The organism is Alicyclobacillus acidocaldarius subsp. acidocaldarius DSM 446, assembly GCF_000024285.1.
Classification (GTDB): domain Bacteria; phylum Bacillota; class Bacilli; order Alicyclobacillales; family Alicyclobacillaceae; genus Alicyclobacillus; species Alicyclobacillus acidocaldarius.
Map to the genome: position 1 here is coordinate 2,389,859 of NC_013205.1, position 17,607 is coordinate 2,407,465.

General features: G+C 64.1%; 18 protein-coding genes and 1 tRNA gene. 9 read left to right on the forward strand and 10 right to left on the reverse strand.

The features are described 5' to 3' along the window. Positions 1–21: 21 nt before the first annotated feature. Together AACI_RS11505 and AACI_RS11510 are read right to left on the reverse strand one after the other, a co-directional pair. Positions 22–975, reverse strand: coding sequence for a hypothetical protein (locus AACI_RS11505; RefSeq protein WP_012811580.1), 954 nt, complete (start codon positions 973–975; stop codon positions 22–24). Positions 976–1,037: 62 nt separating this feature from the next. Then, positions 1,038–2,054, reverse strand: a complete 1,017-nt coding sequence (locus tag AACI_RS11510) for an endo-1,4-beta-xylanase (protein ID WP_012811581.1) — start codon at positions 2,052–2,054, stop codon at positions 1,038–1,040. Positions 2,055–2,224: 170 nt separating this feature from the next. On the opposite strand from AACI_RS11510, the gene AACI_RS11515 reads away from it, so the two are divergent. Further along, positions 2,225–2,950: a VIT1/CCC1 transporter family protein gene (locus tag AACI_RS11515; RefSeq protein WP_012811582.1), complete on the forward strand. Its 726-nt coding sequence runs from the start codon at positions 2,225–2,227 to the stop codon at positions 2,948–2,950. Between the two features lie 50 nt (positions 2,951–3,000). On the opposite strand, the gene AACI_RS11520 is transcribed toward AACI_RS11515, so the two are convergent. The 3 genes from AACI_RS11520 to AACI_RS11530 form a co-directional block, all read right to left on the reverse strand. Then, on the reverse strand, positions 3,001–4,053 hold the full coding sequence (locus AACI_RS11520; RefSeq protein ID WP_169304865.1) for an NAD(P)-dependent alcohol dehydrogenase: 1,053 nt from the start codon (positions 4,051–4,053) through the stop codon (positions 3,001–3,003). Between the two features lie 85 nt (positions 4,054–4,138). Beyond that, on the reverse strand, positions 4,139–4,978 hold the full coding sequence (locus tag AACI_RS11525; protein ID WP_245530585.1) for a mechanosensitive ion channel family protein: 840 nt from the start codon (positions 4,976–4,978) through the stop codon (positions 4,139–4,141). An 87-nt stretch (positions 4,979–5,065) separates the two neighbouring features. Beyond that, positions 5,066–7,183: a peptidoglycan D,D-transpeptidase FtsI family protein gene (locus AACI_RS11530; protein WP_012811585.1), complete on the reverse strand. Its 2,118-nt coding sequence runs from the start codon at positions 7,181–7,183 to the stop codon at positions 5,066–5,068. Between the two features lie 228 nt (positions 7,184–7,411). Here AACI_RS11530 and AACI_RS11535 point away from each other — a divergent pair, with 228 nt between their 5' ends. From AACI_RS11535 to AACI_RS11560, 6 genes are all read left to right on the forward strand, one after another. Next, positions 7,412–8,707: an O-antigen ligase family protein gene (locus AACI_RS11535; RefSeq protein WP_012811586.1), complete on the forward strand. Its 1,296-nt coding sequence runs from the start codon at positions 7,412–7,414 to the stop codon at positions 8,705–8,707. After that, positions 8,704–9,957, forward strand: coding sequence for a glycosyltransferase family 2 protein (locus tag AACI_RS11540; RefSeq protein ID WP_012811587.1), 1,254 nt, complete (start codon positions 8,704–8,706; stop codon positions 9,955–9,957). The genes AACI_RS11535 and AACI_RS11540 overlap by 4 nt, the downstream gene beginning before the upstream one ends. A gap of 12 nt (positions 9,958–9,969) precedes the next feature. After that, a complete protein-coding gene (locus AACI_RS11545; protein WP_012811588.1) occupies positions 9,970–10,692 on the forward strand; it encodes a DUF1345 domain-containing protein in 723 nt (240 codons plus the stop codon). A 123-nt stretch (positions 10,693–10,815) separates the two neighbouring features. Then, the gene (locus AACI_RS16985) at positions 10,816–10,980 is read left to right on the forward strand and encodes a hypothetical protein (RefSeq protein WP_245530587.1); all 165 of its coding nucleotides are present in this window, start codon (positions 10,816–10,818) and stop codon (positions 10,978–10,980) included. Between the two features lie 101 nt (positions 10,981–11,081). Then, entirely contained in the window at positions 11,082–11,333 is a 252-nt protein-coding gene (locus AACI_RS11555) for a hypothetical protein (RefSeq protein WP_012811590.1), read from the forward strand. 166 nt (positions 11,334–11,499) lie between these two features. After that, positions 11,500–12,618: a nitric oxide synthase oxygenase gene (locus AACI_RS11560; protein WP_012811591.1), complete on the forward strand. Its 1,119-nt coding sequence runs from the start codon at positions 11,500–11,502 to the stop codon at positions 12,616–12,618. On the opposite strand, the gene AACI_RS11565 is transcribed toward AACI_RS11560, so the two are convergent. After that, entirely contained in the window at positions 12,615–13,571 is a 957-nt protein-coding gene (locus tag AACI_RS11565; protein WP_245530589.1) for a slipin family protein, read from the reverse strand. The genes AACI_RS11560 and AACI_RS11565 overlap by 4 nt on opposite strands. Positions 13,572–13,580: 9 nt before the next feature. Continuing rightward, entirely contained in the window at positions 13,581–14,462 is an 882-nt protein-coding gene (locus AACI_RS11570; protein WP_012811593.1) for a hypothetical protein, read from the reverse strand. Positions 14,463–14,757: 295 nt separating this feature from the next. Between AACI_RS11570 and AACI_RS11575 the strand changes: the two genes are divergently transcribed. Together AACI_RS11575 and AACI_RS11580 are read left to right on the forward strand one after the other, a co-directional pair. Then, positions 14,758–14,842, forward strand: a tRNA-Leu gene (locus AACI_RS11575). Positions 14,843–14,943: 101 nt separating this feature from the next. Then, positions 14,944–15,480: a transcription repressor NadR gene (locus tag AACI_RS11580; protein ID WP_012811594.1), complete on the forward strand. Its 537-nt coding sequence runs from the start codon at positions 14,944–14,946 to the stop codon at positions 15,478–15,480. Positions 15,481–15,507: 27 nt separating this feature from the next. Here AACI_RS11580 and AACI_RS11585 read toward each other — a convergent pair whose 3' ends face one another. The 3 genes from AACI_RS11585 to mutM are packed head-to-tail and all read right to left on the reverse strand — an operon-like array spanning position 15,508 to position 17,602. Continuing rightward, positions 15,508–16,167 carry a lytic transglycosylase domain-containing protein gene (locus AACI_RS11585; protein WP_008337509.1) on the reverse strand — a complete coding sequence of 220 codons (660 nt, stop codon included), beginning with the start codon at positions 16,165–16,167 and terminating at the stop codon, positions 15,508–15,510. After that, positions 16,116–16,748: a dephospho-CoA kinase gene (gene coaE / locus AACI_RS11590; protein ID WP_012811595.1), complete on the reverse strand. Its 633-nt coding sequence runs from the start codon at positions 16,746–16,748 to the stop codon at positions 16,116–16,118. The genes AACI_RS11585 and coaE overlap by 52 nt, the downstream gene beginning before the upstream one ends. Then, a complete protein-coding gene (gene mutM, locus AACI_RS11595) occupies positions 16,745–17,602 on the reverse strand; it encodes a bifunctional DNA-formamidopyrimidine glycosylase/DNA-(apurinic or apyrimidinic site) lyase (RefSeq protein ID WP_012811596.1) in 858 nt (285 codons plus the stop codon). The genes coaE and mutM overlap by 4 nt, the downstream gene beginning before the upstream one ends. Positions 17,603–17,607: the final 5 nt, after the last annotated feature.

Genomic DNA, 17,607 nt, shown 5'->3' on the forward strand with positions numbered 1-17,607 from the left:
TCGCCCTTTCCCCGGATGTCATCACGTTCCGTTTTGCAGCGATCCGCCCGCGGTTTGATTGTTGGACGGCGTCGCGTTGCCCTCACCCGCGCCACTCCCGGTCGAATTTCCGGGCCCTGACGAAGGCCAGCCGGCCGGACGGAGGCCCTGGGGCAGCGGCTGCGAAACCTGCAGGTAGCTCGTCTTCATGGTCCAGTCGATCCGCCAGGTCACGCTCCGCACGGCGCTTGCCACCTTGTCACCGAGCGCGTGCGCGACGACCGAACTCGGCACGCCGACCACCGCCGCCACGGTCGCAGCCTCCAATTGCGGCGCCCCGGTTGCGCGCGAGATGGCAAAGTGGCCGTACACCGTGGTGTGGGCGAGCAGCGCCTGAAGGTCAGATTGCGACATCCCGCGGCTGCCGAAGAGCGCGGAGCCGATGACGCTCGCGACCCACGGACCGAACAGGGTCTTGGCGGATGCCGCCTCCATGACCGCAACGACCACGTCCTCGCTCGCGCCTTGCGACGCCACGCGCGGCGACGTCCACACGCCGAGCACAGGCTCCCACAGCGCGGGCGGCGTCGCGGCGCTCACCCAACCGCCCTGCTCCCTTTCGTACGCCGCGCCCCGGAACCAAAACACGCTCGCATCCCCCGCGGCGCCGGAGCACGTGAACCACTCCGCCGGTTCGCCGCTCTCCTGCCACACGTCGTCCTCCGCTCGAAAGAGCGCCAACTGGCCGTCGCGCGCGAGCTTCTTGGCGAGATGGGTCCAGGCGGGCGACCGCGCATACTCGGGCTGCCAGGCGACCGACAGGTTCGCCTCGGCCGACGACTGCGTCTGACGGTAGGGCGCCTGCCGCCACGATTGAATGACCTGCTGCAGCTCGGGCCCGGGCGACAACGAAGCGTTCGCAACCGGCGGGCTCGCGGCCACCATCCCCACCAAACTCGCCCAGGACACCGCGCGCACGACGCGCCGCAGGGACATCGCGATCCCTCACCTTCGCCTTCTTGGGCACATTCTACCACTCGGGCGCGAGGCCGAAAAGCTCAGTTTTGGGCGAGGCGCACCACCCGCCAGAACGCCTCCTTCGGGCGGTGATGGACGTCGAAGAGAAGCGGCCAGTCCTTCCTGCCCTTGACGGGGAAGTCGTCTCGCCACGTCGAGTCGTCCGCGACGCCCCAGAGCGTCACGTTGTCGATGGCGTCCTGATGCCGCAAATAGAGCGCAAACAGGGCCTCGTAGCGCGCCGCGAGCCGCTCGGCCAGCTCATCGTCGTACGGCCGCGCAGGCGCCTGTGGGCGGTCCGGCTCGTGCACCCACGGGTACACGCTCACATCGAGCTCCGTGACGTGCAGCCGAAGGCCGAGCGCCCGGTACCGCTCGATGGCCTCCTCCATCTCCTCGATGGGCGGATCGTCCAGGGAGACGTGCATCTGCAGCCCCACGCCATGCACGGGCACTCCGCGGTCCAACAGGTGCTCGAGCAGCCGCAGGATGCGGTCCCGCTTATCGGGCTTCGTCTCGTTGTAGTCGTTGTAGAAGAGTAGCGCGCCGGGATCCGCCTGATGCGCCAAGCGAAACGCCATCTCGATGTAGTCGTCCCCCAGCGCCTGCCGCCATGGGCTCGGGCGCAGCCAGCCGTCCCCTTGGTCGATCACGGCCTCGTTCACCACGTCCCAGCACAAGGCGGCGCCGCGGTAGTGACCCACGACCTCGGCGATGTGCTGCTCGAGCCTTGCCTCGACGAGCTTCGCGGGCGCGGGTTGGCCGAGAGAGTCCAGGAACACCCAAGAAGGCGTCTGGTTGTGCCACACGAGCGTGTGGCCGCGCACGAACATGCCGTGATCGCGGGCGAATAAAACGATTTGGTCAGCAGCAGAAAAAGAATACGTGTCTTCGGCAGGGTGGATGCGCTCCCACTTCATCTCGTTCTCCGGCGTCACACTGCTGAAGTGGCGCGCCAGGAGATGGGCGTGCGTGTGAACGGTCGCCGCGTTGACCGCAGCGCCCACGCGAAAGCGGGAAGCGTACGCTTCTTTCAGAGACGGCGCTTGATCCGTCATGCTCGATCTCCTCCTTGGGCGATCTTTGCCCTAATGGGCTCGATAAGGTGGTGCTAACTGGAACGCTTAGGGTTGACTTATTTTACCAAGCGCCATTATGATGAGGTTGTGTAGGTGTTGCAACGCCGCCTTGAGCGGCCAAATCTTTGCAGAACTGAGGACGATGGAAGATGAGCACCCTTTCACCATCCGCCAAACTCGACGAACTCATGGGACGAGAACAGCGCAAGACGCCGAGCTGGATTGGCGATGCCATTTACGGTGTGAACGACGGACTCGGCGCCATCTTCGGCATCATCGCCGGCGTCGCCGGTTACACAGGCAACAATCACACCATCCTCGTCTCGGGCTTTTTCGGCGCCCTGGCGAGCACGTTGTCCATGGCCGCCGGCGCGTGGCTCGCGACGAGATCGGAAAACGAGCTCTTGGACAAGGCGTTCCACGAGGCGAAGCGGGACATCGAGCAGAACCGGGCGCGCGAGGTCCAGATCCTCTCGCTCATCTACGAGACGCGCGGGTTTGAGCCGCACGAGGCCAAGGAAATTGCCGAGCGCATCTCGAAGGACGACGATCTCTTCCTGAAGACCATGGCGCAGGAGAAGCACGGGATCCACGAGGCGAGCCGCGGAAACCCATGGGGGGCGGCGCTCTCGGGCGGGCTCTCCACCTTCATCGGCGGCGTGGTGCCGCTCCTCCCGTTCTTCTTCATGCAAGGCCTCGCCGCGATTGTCACCGCGGCAGCCATCAGCCTCGCCGCGCACTTCGTCGTCGGTGCCCTGAAGAGCCTCGTCACCGTCCGCTCCTGGTGGTCGAGCGGCATCGAGATGACCTTTGCCGGCGTGATCGTCGGCGTGGTCTCGTACCTGCTCGGTCTCGCGGGCAGCCACGTGGTGTAGGCGCCGCTGGAACAGCGGGCGATCGCGACGCTTCTCGCGATCGCCCTTTTTCACGCCTGCGGGTAGACGACGACCTTGATGCTCTCGCTCTTGTTCGTCCGCGCACGCTCGAGGGCGTCCCCGGCCTCCGCGAGCGGAAACGTGTCGGTGATAAGATCCCAGACGTCGATCTCGCGCATGAGCTGGATACCCGCGGGATACGTGTTGGCGTATCGGAACACGCCCGCGATCTCGATCTCGCCGTCCGTAAGCTGCGTCAGATCGAGTTCCTTGAGCGGCGACTGCGACAGGCCCACCACCACGAGCCGCCCGCCGCGGCGCAGCGCCGGCAAGAGGGATGCCACCGCGTCTGGGTGGCCGGCCGTCTCGATGGCCACGTCGACGCCGTCAGGAAACCGCTCGCGAACCGCGTCCGCGATGGCGCCCCGCTTCGCGTGCACCGCCTCCGTGGCCCCGAGCTGGAGCGCGAGCTGAAGCCGCTTCTCCACCGTATCGCTGACCACCACGTCGCCCGCGCCAAGCCGCCGCGCCGCGACCACCGTGAAGAGGCCCACGGGCCCCATCCCCGCGATGGCGACGCGATCCCCAGGGCGCATGCCGGATCGGCGGATGGCGTGAAGCGCGACGGAGAACGGCTCGACCATCGCCGCCTGTTCGTACGACATGTCGTCCGGGATGGGATGGACGAAGTCCGCGCGGTGGGCGATGTACTGGGCGAACGCGCCGTCGACGGGCGGCGTCGCGAGGAAGCGGACGTGCGGGCACAGGTTGTACCGCCCCGATTTGCAAAAGTCGCACCGCCCGCAGGTCACGCCGGGCTCGATGGCGACGCGCTGACCCGGGCGCAGATGCTTCACGTTCGCGCCGACGGCCACGACGACGCCGCTTGCCTCGTGGCCCAGAATGAGCGGGCCGTCGACCACGTACCTGCCGATCCGACCGTGTTCGTAGTAGTGCACGTCGGAGCCGCACACCCCGACCGCCTCCACCCGAATCAGCGCGTCGTCCGGCGAGGGCTCGGGCACCGGAACCTCGCGGACCTCCACCTGCCGCGTGCCGACGAGGTACGCCGCTTTCATCGTCTTGGGAATGGCGCTCGACACTGCCACGAGAACTCCCCTTCCTCATGCATCCTCTGCACTTCGATTCTAGTATACAGAAAGAGATCAAGGGCGCAGGGTCCGCCGCTCACCCTTGCGCCCGAAACGCCGCGATGGCCTCGCGAATGACCTCGAGATCGATCTCGGCCGGAATCTCCACCTGTACGGTGTACGTATCGGTGCCAAACTCCCTGATGGCGAGTGTCGCCCGCCCGCCGGTCATCTCGCTCATCTTCGCCTCGAAGTCGCGAAACGAAATGGCGTACGGCAGCGGAACCGTGCACAGCTTGTTCCCTTCGCGCGCGCCCACTGTGATGGCGGAGCTCACCACCGACGCGTTCGGCAGCACGCGGCGCACGCCGCCCTCTTCGAGGATCGTGTGATACCAATTCACGTCCACCACGGTGCCGCTGTACTCGACGCCGCCAAACAAGTACGTGCGGAAGCTGACGTACTCCCCAAGCTGAAACGGCCGGACCGCAAACAGCACGAGGCCCGCGATGAGATTCGCGAGCGTCGACTGCGCGCCCACGCCGACGATCACGCCCGTCACCGCGCCGCCGACGAGAATGCTGCCCACCTTCACCTGCAGCAGATTCAGGCCGATCACGAGCACGAACGCGTAGCCCACGGCGCTCAGCGCTCGGTTGACCACGCTCAGCACGCGGATGTCCGCGCTCGGGTGCCGAGCCGCCATGGCGTTGACCGTGCGGCGAAGCTGGTTGACGACCAAGGCGCCCACCACAAACCAGGCGAGCGCGATGCCCCACTCGATGATCTGGCGGTCCAGCGAAGGCAGCGATTGCAGCCGCTCCGACTCGCGCCCGAGGTACGCGGCGACCGCGAGCACCACCAAGAGCACGAGATATATCGTGAACCGCCGCCACCCGGCGGACCGCCGGCGGAACCCTTCCGTCAATGAAGACACCTCGATTTCAAGACTCGAGAAAGGCCACAGCGGATGCTCGCTGTGGCCACACAAGTAACCCCATGATAGCGCAGGAACGCATCGCCATCAATGGCTCTGCTCCGGCAACAGGTACGCGGGCGACTGCGTCCAGTTGGACGGGATGGCCGTGTTGGTCCACTGGCTCTTTGGCATCCAGGGCTCATGATGCTCATCGAAATACGCGTCGATCATCTTGCGCGCCAGGATGGCCGAGAAGCTCGCACCGTAGCCCCCGCCCGGCGCCATCACGGCCACCGCCACGAGCGGGTGATTGAGCGGCGCGTAGCAGATGAACACCGAGTTGTCGGTCCGGTGTCCGTTGATGACAATCTGCGCCGTCCCCGTCTTCCCGGCGGCCTGATAGGGCGCACCCAAGAAGGCGTAATACGCCGTGCCCGCCGGATTCGACGTCACGCCGTACATGCCCTCCTTGATGAGGTCCCACTGCCACGGCGCGGCACTCACGCGGCCCAAGATCTGCGTCTTGTACGTGAGAATGGGCTTCGCACCCGAGTTCGGCGTGCCGTTTGGCGAGAACACGTTCTCAAGCAGGTGGGGCTTGAGCCTGAGCCCCTCGTCCGCCAGCGTCATGGCGTAGACGCCGAGCTCCATCGGCGTGAACATCTGCGACTGACCGATAGCCGCGTCCGCCAGGCTGGCCGGCGATCCGTAGTTCACATACTTGCCCGTTTTTGCGAGAGACGCCTCGCTCGCCTGCAGGTTGTACGGCACCTGGATGTTGCCTTTCCGATAATCCTCGATGTAAAACTCGCCGTGCTCCTCGAAGGGAAGGTCGATGCCGGTCAGCGTGCCAAGGCCGAAATCCTCCTCCTCTTGGAACATCGCGTTGATGCCCTTCACAAAGTCGGTATCCAAGTAGTTCTGATAGCTGCCATCCGAGGCCGGATACGTCCCCCCAGACGTGGTGCTCGACCCAAACCACTTGCCGAGGTGAAGCCCGAGCTCGTAGAAGAACACGTCGCTCGACACCGTGATGGCCTCGATGGGGTTCACCCAGCCAAACACGAAGCCCTCGTCCTCATTTTTGCGCTGCGTCCCGATGTAGATGTACCCATCGTCCAAGATCTCGGTCTTCGGCGTCACCACGCCCGCCTTGAGCGCCGCGAGCATGTTCGCCGGCTTCACCGTCGACCCGGGATAGTTGTACGTGCCAATCACGTTGTTCAGCTGAGCCCCCGACGTCTCCAGGTAGTGGACGTGATTGACATATGTGCCGTCCGTGTACCAGTTGGGGTCCAGATACGGATAGCTCACCATGGCGATTACGCCGCCCGTCTTGACGTTCAGCATGACCGCCGCGGCGTCCGTGATGTCCTGCTTGTTCGTCTGCGACGAATCGATCATGTTCTGCAGGAGTTCCTGCGCCACCGCTTGCTCGTGACCGTCGAGGGTGAGTTGGATGTTGTCTCCGTTTTGCGGGGCGATCTCGCCCACGCTGCCCACGGCCGTCCCGCTCGACGTGACCGTCACCAGTTCATAGCCCGGCTTGCCCTGCAGGAGGTGCTCGTACTCGTACTCAATCCCCGTTTCGCCCACCTGCTGGCTGTACAAATACCCCTTATATTGGCTCACGTTCTGAGCGGTGATGGCGCCGACGTAGCCGAGCACTTGTCCGGCGAGATCGCCGTACGGGTACTGGCGCTCGTAATCCTGGACCACCTGAATGTTGGGCAACTCGCTCTGGTGCTCGACGACGTACGCCACCTGCGCGTCGGTCACATTCCGGGCGAGCGTGACCTGCAGAGCCCCCGGATTGCTCTGCATGGCTTGATACAGGGCCTGCGGAGTCGTTTGAAGCACGGGCGCGAGGATGGACGCGACGCGGTGCATCTCCGCATCCGACATCTGCGTGTAGCGGTTGAACTGGAGGGTCAGCACGGGTTTGTCCCACGCCAGCACCTGGCCGTTGGCGTCGTAGATCCACCCGCGCTGCGGCAGGATGGGCACGCGGGCGTACTGCGTCAACTGTTCCGAGGCGCGAAACGAGGCGCCCTTCACCACCTGCACGTACGCCAAGCGCAGAATGAGCGAGGTGAACGAGAGAAATACGAGGCTGTACACGACGTGAACGCGGAAGCGGCGCCGCTTCGCAATTTTCGCCGGATCGGGCGGCGCCACGGCGCGATCCCGCCGCTGCGCGCGCTTCGTTCTCGACCTTCGCACCGAATCTCACTCCGTCCCTGAGTCTCTACCACTGCTATTTAAATCAGACCTGCGCCGCTCGGCGCAAGTTCAACCGCTGCCAGGCGATCCGCCCGGCGATCTTCGTCGAAACGTTTGCCAAAATGTCGGAAACGCAGCGTATGCGCCCTGCAGATTTTCGGGTAGAATGAGTATAGTGTGGTTCGCAGGACGAGCCATGTCCGAATTTCGAGTGCTGGGAGTGCTGGCATGTCGCGAGACGATCCAGGCTCGGTCCTGTTGTCGTTCGAAGCGAGGGCGGCGCAGGGCAAGCGGATCGCCTACATGGCGGTCTATGCGCTTGGCGCGTTCGCCATCCTCAACCAAGGGCTGGCCGTGACGTTTCTGGCGCCCCTCGCCAATGTCTGGGGCGCACTCGCAGTCCTCGCGCTCGCTTGGGCGGCGCTTGTGCGCCGCGCATACGGCGTGAAGCCGTCACAACCTGCGTGGGCGCGGTACGCGTGGTGGTACGTGCTCTACACGCTGGCCCTCGTGCTGGCGGATCTCAAGCATCCCGTCCTCGCCCTGAACGCGTGGACGGTGGACGTGGAATACATCTTCGTCGGACTGCTCGTGCCGCTCGCCCTCGACGCGGAGGACACCCTCAAGCTGTTCTATGGCGTGATCGCCATGTCTATGCTGATGGGTGTAGACGGTTGGTTTCAATTTCTCATCAAAGTGCCCATCCCGAGCCAGTGGCTCGACGTTGGGGAACACGTCAGGACCCGCGTGTTCACGGTGATGAAATCACCGGCGGAATTCGGTGCCAACCTCGAGCTCACGCTGCCTCTGATGCTCGGCCTCTTCGCCGTCGATCAGGACAAGCGGCGTCGCAGGGTGTATCTGGTGGGCGCCTTGGTAGCGCTGGGCGCGCTTTTCATGACGTACGATCGCGGCTCGTGGCTCGGTCTCTTTGCGGCCGCCGTCCTGGTTTCCGCGGCGTTTGAGCGACGCGTCCTTCCCGTTTTAGCTGGCATCGCGGCGTTGGGGCTGTGTGTGCCGTCCCTTCGGCACCGCGCGCTGGACCTGTTGAACCCGGTCTACTTCGTGAAGTCGTCCGCGGGCGGGCGCATGGCGCTTTGGCAACAGGCGTTCGACGTGATGTCTCGAAATCCGCTCTTCGGATCCGGGCTCGGGTACTACGGCGGCTATGTGGCGACGTCCCATAGTTTTTCCGCGTTCTCCGACAATTACTACGCCAAGGTGCTCGGAGAGTCCGGTATCCTCGGATTGGCGCTGTTCATGGCCATGCACATGGCCATCGTGCGCGATATGATTCGGGTGGTACGGCGATCGACGGGCGGCTCCCGCCTGTTGGCGCTCGGCGGGCTGACCGGGATCACGGCCATTTTGATTCACAGTTTCGTCGAGAACCTGTTTGAATACAATTACACTGCAAGCTTGTACTATCTGCTCGTGGGGCTCTTGTTCACCTGGGGTCGCAGCTTGCCAGAGGCGGATGAGACGCGCAGCCGCTGGCGGAAAGCGAGGATGTCGGACGAATGACATTGATGTACTTGCTCTGGGACACGTTCTATGACGCGCTGAAGCTCGTCACGGGCCTTGTGGCGCTGTACCAGATTGTGCTGTCCGTGTACGGCATCTGGCACCGCAGACGGCCCATCACGCATGCGCCGCAGAAGCGCTTCGCCATCATCATTCCGGCGCACAACGAGGAGTGCGTGATCGGCCCGCTCCTCGACAGCCTGAAGCGCCAGACGTATCCCGCGCACCTGTACGACGTGCATGTCATCGCGGACAACTGCACGGACGGCACCGCGGAGCGCGCGCGGGCGCACGGCGCCATTGTCCACGTGCGCGAAAACCGCGCGGAACAGGGCAAGGGGTACGCCATCGAATGGATGCTGGCGCGCCTGAAGGAAATGGGCGCTCGATACGACGCCATCGTGATGTTCGACGCGGATAATTTGGTTCATCCGGACTTTCTCGCCATCATGAACGACCACCTGTGCAGCGGCGATCGCGTCATTCAGGGATATCTGGATACCAAGAATCCATTCGATTCGTGGATCAGCGTGTCGCTCGCCATCTCCTATTGGTTCGACAATCGGCTGTGGCAGTACGCCCGCGCCCGCCTGCATCTGCCGTGTACGCTCGGTGGGACCGGCCTTTGCATCGATTATCCGCTGTTGCAGGAGATGGGATGGAAGGCGACGGGCCTCACCGAGGATCTCGAGTTCGGGATTCGCTGCGTCCGCCGAGGAATTATCCCCGTCTGGGCGCACGACGCGCGCGTCTACGACGAGAAGCCGACGAGCTTCGCGGCGTCTTTCCGCCAGCGCCTGCGCTGGCAGCAGGGGCATTTCCAATGTGCACGTGAACACTTGGTCCCCATGTTTCTCGAGGGGCTGCGCGAGCGGAACTTGGCCAAAATCGACATGGCCATTTACCTGTTTCAGCCCATGCGGTCCATGCTGCTGTTTGCGGGCGCCATGATTGTGCTCGGCCTTCACTACCTGTCGCCCGATCCGACCGATGCAGCGTCCAACCCGGCCGCGCTCATGGTCACGAATCTGTGGGTCGCGGTGAACGTGATCCTGTTTCTCGAGGTTCCCCTCGCGCTGCTGCTCGAACGGGTGAACTGGCGGGCGTATTTTGCCCTGCCCCTCCTTCCGTTCTTTCTCTGGACCTGGGGCCCCGTGACGCTGCAGGCCTACTTCACGCGCAGCAACCGGACGTGGTACCACACGGTGCACAAGCGCGCCATTCGCTTGGATGAGCTGCGCGAGCGGTAAGGAGGCGGAACAGTGAGCCGAGACCCGCACGGTTCCGATGCCGAAACGCGCAACCATGCGCAGAGAAGTTCCCTTGAGTCGCGCATCGAGGCGGAAATCGACGAACTCGCCCACTATGCGCGGCGCGTACCGCGCGCGCTGTTCTTTGGAGCGCTTGTCCTCATTGGCATCCTGCTCACGGTCGCTTCCATGGCGATGCACATTGCCCCGTGGTGGATGAGCGCGGGATTGTTTGCTGTCCTCGTGGCGCTCCTCGCCGCAGCCATTTGGCAGGAGCACGACGTGTGGGCACGCCGACTCGCACTCACCACCATCTCGGTCCTCACGCTGTTCCTCGTCGTGAGCATCACTTACCTTGTGCACGCGCTATTCCATGAAAACATCTCGGCCGTTGCGCTGTTTCGAGACGCGTTGCTCCTCTGGGTGACCAACATCTTTGTGTTTGCCGTGTGGTATTGGGAGATCGACCGCGGGGGGCCCATTCGGCGCCACCGAGGACACCCCGAGCCGCCGGACCTCCTTTTTCCGCAGATGATGGTCGATGTTCCCGAGTGGAACGGCTGGCAGCCGACATTCATCGATTATCTGTACCTCGCGTTCAACACGAATACGGCCTTCAGCCCGACCGACACCGCGGTGCTGTCCCGCCGAATGAAACTGCTCATGATGACGCAATCCGTGCTCGCTCTCGTCGTGGTCGCCGTGGTCGCGGGGCGCGCCATCAATATTGGATGATTGCGATTGGATGGCTGGATCACCAATATGCGAATAAGGAAGTGATCGTCATAAAAATGTTGGAGAAGTTCAACAATCATTCAAAGCATCTTTCAGGGCGCATCGTTGCCCGTCTTGGGCTATGTGGCTCGAAGCGTGGGAGACAAGCAGGAACGCGTCATTCACCAGCGACACGACATGCTTATCGAGGAGCTCAACAAGCTGCGGGACGATCTCGACGCAGCTCGCGAAGAGAACCGGCAACTGCACGGCTTACTCAAGGAAATCCACCAGTCCGTCAAACATTGAGTCCTTCCACGACGAGGCGGTTTGAGCCTATTTTAAGAACTTTCCCCTATATTGCTGGTAGGCCGGCCTGGCCAAACTTAGCCATCGAGGTGGGGGTTACCATGAAAAAGTCGATTCTGGCAAGCGTGGCAGCGCTGACACTGTTCGCAGCGCCGAGCGTTGCGTTTGCGGGAACGGAGAAGGCTGCGCATCCTGCCCATGCGGTCGTGCACGTGCACAAGGCCAAGACGAGTGCGGCGCACAAGGCGGTGGCGAAGAAGTCCACCAAGACCGCTCCGAAGAAGACGGTCGCCAAGCAGCCGGCGGGTCACAAGACGGCGAGCAAGGGCACATCGAAGTCCAAAAAGAAGTGAAGTCCAAGCGCGGCGAGCCCATCGCCGCGCTTCTCGTTGCTGGCATGTTTAGCGAGGCCGAGATCGCCAAGAGAAGGTGACAAAACGCCGACACACGGTCCTTCCCACCGCCCGCGCCTTTGGAGCGGCCATGGCGCTCGGATAGAATGGGTGGGGGACGGTGAACATGCGGATGAACCCTCTTTGGGACGAAGCGCGCGCCTTTATCGAGGCGTGCTACAGAGAACTGGGGAAAAGCGAAGCCGATATCGAGCGGCGCCTGGACGAGGTGCGCCGTCAGATCGACCGGGATGGCACCTATGAGCACACCTTCGAAGAGCTCGAGCACGGCGCACGCATGGCCTGGCGGAACAGCAACCGCTGCATCGGCAGGCTGTTCTGGGAGACGCTCCACGTGTTGGACCGACGCCACCTGAAAGGGCCGCGCCCCATGTTCGAGGCCATCTGCGAGCACCTCGACTTCGCGCAAAACGGCGGCAAAATTCGACCCACCATCACGGTGTTCGCGCCGGCCTCGCGAGCGCGCGAGGTGCGCATCTGGAATCACCAGATTGTGCGCTACGCGGGTTACAAGACGCCACAAGGCATCGTGGGCGACCCGGCCTCCGCGGCGTTCACCCGCGCCTGTCAAGGGCTCGGGTGGCGTGGACAGGGAACGCCGTGGGACGTGCTCCCCGTCGTCATCGCGGACGGAGACGAGATCGCCTGGTTCGAACTGCCGCGCCATCTCGTCCTCGAGGTGCCCATCGAACACCCCGAGTATCCGAGCATCACCGAACTCGGGCTGCGCTGGTACGCCGTCCCCGTCCTGTCCGACATGGCGCTTCTCATCGGCGGCATCCGCTACACCGCGGCCCCGTTCAACGGCTGGTACATGGTCACCGAGATCGGCGCGCGCAATCTCGCCGATCCGTTTCGCTACAACATGCTCCCGGCCGTCGCCGACGCGCTGGGGCTCGATCGGTCGAGCGACGCGACTCTGTGGCGAGATCGCGCGCTGGTGGAACTGAACGCCGCCGTGCTCCACTCGTATCGCAGGGGAGGCGTCACCATCGTCGACCATCACACGGCCGCGCGCCAATTCGCCTACTTCGAACAGCTCGAGCGAGACGCGAACCGCCGCGTCACGGGCGACTGGACCTGGCTCATCCCGCCCCTGTCGCCGGCCGCGACGCACATCTTCCACAGTGGGTATGACAACGACTTCGTGCTGCCGAACTTCGTGCGCCAGCCGCGCCCCTACCCAGCACCGCACTTCCGAGCCGATCCGTCGATGTTCCGCTAACCGCGATCCCCGCCGCGACGCAGTTCCTCCATGCGCTCGGCGTTCGCGACGCCAAGCCACGTGCCGAGGTTCATCGCGTCCGAGAGCGCGCTCGGCACGACAATCATGGACGCCTTCTCCTTCAACCCCTCGTACAGGATGTTCATGGCGCGCAGCTGCAGCGCGACGGGATCGCTGTGATACAGCCGCGCCGCCTCCAGAAACGACTCGGCCACCTGAACCTCGGCCTGGCCCAGGATGACCCGGGCGTTCCGCTCGCGCTCCGCCTGCGCGGCGCGCGACATGGCGTCCTGAAGGTTGCCCGGAATCTTGATGTCCCGGATCTGGACGCTCTGAATCGAGATCCCCCACGGCCCCGTGCGCTCGTCCAGAAGGCGCTTCAGTTCGGCATCCATCGCCTCGCGGCTCGACAGCATGTCTTCCAGCATCATCCGCCCAATGAGATCGCGCAGGGCCGTCTGCGCCGCCCAAGAGAGAGAATATTCGTAATCCGCCACCTGCAGCGCGGCTTTCTCCGCGTCCACCACAACCCAGAACAGCACCGCGTCGATGTTGACCGGGACCGTGTCCTTGGTCAGGGTCTGCTCCGCGGTGAACGTCGTCGACCGCACGCGCAGATCGATCCAATCCGCGACCGTGTCCACAATGGGCAGGAGGAAGAAGGTGCCCGGCCCCGCGAGTTGGCGAAACTTCCCGAGCCGAAGCACGACCGCCTTTTCCCATTGGTTCGCGATGTGAATGGAAGCAGAAATGGCCCAGCCCGCGAGCAGAATCACGACTCCAAGCCCAACCCCTAACACGCGATCCGTCCGCCCAAGGCCCGCCGCTGTCGCGATGGCGCCAAGCACGAACACCACAAAAATCAACCGTTGCACACCGGCCACGCGCCGCATGCGCATCTCCTCCTTCTCCGGCAGAAGCCGGACGGCGTCACGCCGCAGGTCTCCTCTCAAGATACGAGGTCAAGAAGGCACGGCTTCGACAAACTGCACGATGCCTCGCGCCGCATGGGTTTGCCACGGCAGGAAGGACCGCTCGATCACGACGGGCGGCATCACCTCGAATCCCTGTGCGCGCCCGGAGGCGAGCACGAGCGCGGGTTGAAACACAAGTCCCTGCTGAACGGTTCCCGGATGCGGCTGAAGCAGGTACTCGAGCACGGCCGTCTGCCCGGGCTTCAACGTGAAGGGCAGCCTCATGCGATGCGCCGCGCCCCGCGCCTCGGGCACAATCACTCGCACGCCCGAAATTCCGTCGTCCCCGGCCTGCCAAAGCCCCAGAATGCGCACGGGCGCCTTAGTTCCGTTGCGAAGCTGCAGCGTGACGAGATTCTCCCGCATCACGAGCGGCTCCTGAATTTCGCCAGAGGCAAACGAGACGTTGAGCCAATCCACCGATCCGCGGATGACGCGGCAAGTCACCCTCCCATACGGAAGTATGCGCTTCCACGGCCCGGCATTCACCAGAAAGCCGATGCGCTGATCCCGGTAGCTTCTCGGAAACCGCACGGACACGGCGAGCCGGCACAACTGATACGAGGCCCGGTTCTCGACGTCGACCTCGTGCGTGAGCGTCGACTGGACCACTTCAAAGTCGCCCGCCGGGACCGGCTCGAGGTCCAGCGTATCCGGCGCGGTTGACGCGGCCGTCCACAGGTTGTACGTGAGCACCAGGGGCTTCCCCGAATCCACGACGGCGTTCACGCGCCATCCTGCCTGTGCCCACCACTCCGCCTCACGGGCCCTCGGCTCGGCCCGGCGCGCCCAAAGCCACGATCCGACCGCAAGAGCCAACAGCACCGCCACCACGGCCGCAGCGAGCGCCCCCTCGCGACGCTCCCTCATGCCACACGCTCCTCGCTGAGAAGATCCATGGATCTCTGTGCACAAGCTTGCCGCTGGTTGTAGATCATCGTAACCTTCCCTTGGCGCAGTGTCCAGATCCGTTCCCAAATCCTCCATCCCTATAGACGGACGGTCAAAGGCGTGCGTTCAGACAGCCGCGCTTGCGCCCTCTCTCCTCCGCACGCCGGGCCGCGTCGATGCCCGGTGAAATTCCTGAAACTCATGCGCTTCATATGGCTTGACACGCGCGTCCGAGGCGACTATAATCATCATCGTGACTCGCTTTTGAAGTCATGTCGAGATGGCGGAATTGGCAGACGCGCACGTTTGAGGGGCGTGTGGGGTAACCCGTGCGGGTTCAAGTCCCGCTCTCGACACCAGAAGAACACAAGGCGGAAGGGTTCGGAGGCATTCCGAACCCTTTCTTCGTATGGTGACGGCCGCCATCGGAGGCCGCATCGTGCAGGGAAGGGGGTAAACCATGCCGACCGAGCGACAGCTGCGCCTGTTGAACATGCTTCAGCGCGCCGAAGCCCCCGTACCAGGGCAGGCGCTCGCAGAGGCACTTGGCGTCACGCGCCAGGTGGTCGTGCACGAGATTGCCCTTCTGCGCGCGGCTGGCGAGCCCATCTACGCCACACCTAAAGGATACTGGCTGAACCGCGCATCGTCCGCGCGAGAAACGGTGCTCGCCGTCTCGCACACGCCGGAGCAGACCAAGGACGAGCTGTACACGCTGGTCGATCACGGCGTGCGCGTGCTCGACGTGCGCGTGGAACACGCGATTTACGGCGAGATCGTCGGCCAGCTCCTCATCACATCGAGGCGCGACGTGGACGTGTTTCTTGAAAAGGTGCGCAGCGAGCGAGCGGCGCTGCTCTCGAGCCTCACGGGGGGCCTCCACTACCACCGCGTGCAGTTCGACAGGGAGGATCAACTGGCCGAAGCGTGTGAAGCGCTGCGGAAGGCCGGGATCCAGGTCATGACCGACGGCTCGTCCGCCGCCGACGCGCCCTGACCTTCGCGCCCTCACCTTCACCGCGTCCTAACCGTTCGCAGACAAGCGCCAGGCGGGATCTCCCCCGTAGATTTTTTTGTACAAATCATAGTTGTAAAAGACGCGATCGACGAAGTGGCGCGTCTCCCCGACGGGGATCTGATCGATGTCCTGAAGCTTCCCGTTCCACACCCCGTCCTTCAGCCATTGCGACACGCGCCGCGGGCCCGCGTTGTACGCCGCGACCGCCGCCACCACGTTGCCATGGAAATCGTCGATCAGACTTTTCACGTACCAACTGCCAATCAGGATGTTGTACTCGGGGCTCGCGAGTTTTTTCGCATCCTTCGGCAGCTTGCGGAGGGCGCCGCCCGATCCCGACGTCTGATTCCGAAGCATCTCCGCGATCCACTCGGCCGTCTGCGGCATGAGCTGCATCAGCCCCACGGCGCCCGCGTGCGAGACGTCCTCGGTCCGAAACTTGCTCTCCACCCGGATGATGCTCGCGATGAGCAGCGGATCCACGTCCGCAAACCGAGCCGACTGCTGGATTTGGGCCTGGTACTGGATGGGATACATCAACCGCCAGAAGCCGTTCGTCGAGATGGTCACCAGGACGGCGACGAGCAGAACCCCCGCGATGAGCTGGCGAAGGCTCAGCGAGAGGAAGAATGGCCGCTTCGGCTTTCCGCCCGAAGTTTTTGCCATAGCGCCTGCACCTGCTCTCGCGTGAATTCCAGCGGTCCGTCGTTTTCAATGACGTGCGTGGCGACGGCCCGCTTTTCGTCGATGGGCATCTGGGCCTGAATGCGGCGGAGCGCCTCCTCCTCGCTTAAGCCGTCCCGCTCCATCACGCGCCGAAGCTGCGTCGCGGGGCTCGCATAGACGACGACGATCTCGTCCACGAACCGCTTCGCCGTCCCCTCGATGAGCAGCGGCACGTCCCACACGACCGGTTCCCCAGGGTGATCCTTCCAATAATCCGCCGTCTCCTGCCACATGCCCTGCTGCACGCGCGGGTGCACAATGCGGTTCAGCTTCAACCGCTTCTCCTCGTCCTGAAATACGATAGTCCCGAGCTTTTTTCGGTCAAGCGTCCCGTCCGGCTGCAACACGCCTTCTCCGAACACCTCGACGATCTCGCGCAGCCCTTCGCTTCCGGGCTCGACCACCCGGCGCGCCCACACGTCGGCGTCCACGACGAACGCGCCGAGATCGCGCAGCATCTGGGATACCGTGCTCTTGCCCGTGCCAATACCTCCGGTCAAACCGATGATCTTGCCTCTCACGCGTTCACCCCCGTTCCTATCGGTGCGGCGACTGAGATGGGCTGACACGCCGGGCACACGTGTGTGCCACGGCCCGCCACCTTGATCTTCTGAATCGCCCCGCCGCAACGCGGGCAGGGCTCGCCTGCGCGCCCGTAGACCGCCAGTTGAATTTGAAAGCCCCCATGCCGGCCATAGCCGTCGCGAAACGACCGGACCGACGATCCGCCCTCGCGGATGGCGCGCGCGAGGACGTCGCGGATTTCTCGAAGAAGCACACCGAGCTCTTCGGCGCCCACCGCACCCGCAGGCGTCAACGGATGGATGCCCGCGGCAAACAGCGCCTCGTCCACGTAGATGTTACCCAAGCCCGCAATCTGCCGCTGATCGAGCAGCAGACTCTTGATGGGCGCGCGGCGGCCCCGCCACCGCTCGTGAAGAGCCGCGCCGTCGAGCGCCGGATCGAACGGCTCCGGCCCAAGCTCCGCGAGCCCTTTGGGCAGCGGCTCGCCCTTGAGGACGGCGTCCATCGTACCGAACTGACGCACGTCCGCATAGCGCAACTCGCGGCCCGACGCGAGGCGAAACACCACGTGCGTGTGCGGAAGCTCCGGCTCAGACGGATTGGCCACGGCGTAGCGGCCCTCCATACGCAGGTGAGAGACGAGGAGCACCTGATCCAATTGGAACAACAGATACTTGCCGCGCCGTCCCACGCGGTGAATGCCCTGCTCCCTCAGCCGCTCGGCAAACACGTTGAGCGCCGGATGGCGCACGATGCGCGGCAGGCGGACTTCCACGTCGCGAATGACATCGCCCTCGATGCGCTCCGCGAGGTGGCGTCGGACCGTTTCCACCTCGGGCAACTCCGGCACGCCGC

Excerpts from the sequence above, each read along its gene's own strand:
- AACI_RS11505 (WP_012811580.1), bottom strand. The coding sequence starts at position 975 with ATGTCCCTGCGGCGCGTCGTGCGCGCGGTGTCCTGGGCGAGTTTGGTG.
- AACI_RS11510 (WP_012811581.1), bottom strand. The coding sequence starts at position 2,054 with ATGACGGATCAAGCGCCGTCTCTGAAAGAAGCGTACGCTTCCCGCTTT.
- AACI_RS11515 (WP_012811582.1), top strand. The coding sequence starts at position 2,225 with ATGAGCACCCTTTCACCATCCGCCAAACTCGACGAACTCATGGGACGA.
- AACI_RS11535 (WP_012811586.1), top strand. The coding sequence starts at position 7,412 with ATGTCGCGAGACGATCCAGGCTCGGTCCTGTTGTCGTTCGAAGCGAGG.
- AACI_RS11540 (WP_012811587.1), top strand. The coding sequence starts at position 8,704 with ATGACATTGATGTACTTGCTCTGGGACACGTTCTATGACGCGCTGAAG.
- AACI_RS11555 (WP_012811590.1), top strand. The coding sequence starts at position 11,082 with ATGAAAAAGTCGATTCTGGCAAGCGTGGCAGCGCTGACACTGTTCGCA.
- AACI_RS11560 (WP_012811591.1), top strand. The coding sequence starts at position 11,500 with ATGCGGATGAACCCTCTTTGGGACGAAGCGCGCGCCTTTATCGAGGCG.
- AACI_RS11570 (WP_012811593.1), bottom strand. The coding sequence starts at position 14,462 with ATGAGGGAGCGTCGCGAGGGGGCGCTCGCTGCGGCCGTGGTGGCGGTG.
- AACI_RS11580 (WP_012811594.1), top strand. The coding sequence starts at position 14,944 with ATGCCGACCGAGCGACAGCTGCGCCTGTTGAACATGCTTCAGCGCGCC.
- AACI_RS11585 (WP_008337509.1), bottom strand. The coding sequence starts at position 16,167 with ATGGCAAAAACTTCGGGCGGAAAGCCGAAGCGGCCATTCTTCCTCTCG.